Source organism: Pseudomonas sp. PDM15 (assembly GCF_014851565.1).
Taxonomy (GTDB): Bacteria; Pseudomonadota; Gammaproteobacteria; order Pseudomonadales; family Pseudomonadaceae; genus Aquipseudomonas.
The window spans coordinates 1-255 of record NZ_JACVAA010000043.1; the positions used below are offsets into that span (position 1 = coordinate 1).

Genomic DNA, 255 nt, shown 5'->3' on the forward strand with positions numbered 1-255 from the left:
ACAAAATTTGCCACAGGCTGAGACATAGCAAGCTCATGTTGAAGGAGCTGCCGAATTCCATTCGATCCCAATGCAATTTTTCGATCCAAAACCTGATTTCTCAGGGTCACCAGATCCTCATTGCCAGAGGGTTTCCCACCAAGTCTTTTGAGTACAACTAGCGCCCGTCGCCGCTCCCAGTCCAACACTTGCCCACGAGGAATCTCGCGACCGCCAATGAAGGTTCTGATGTTGATAGTCACGATAGATAGCTCC

1 pseudogene is annotated in these 255 nt (G+C 49.8%); it reads right to left on the reverse strand.

Going from position 1 to position 255, the window contains the following annotated elements:
* A pseudogene (locus IB232_RS23650) lies at nt 1–242 on the reverse strand (hypothetical protein); the annotation flags it as partial.
* Nucleotides 243–255 lie beyond the last annotated feature (13 nt).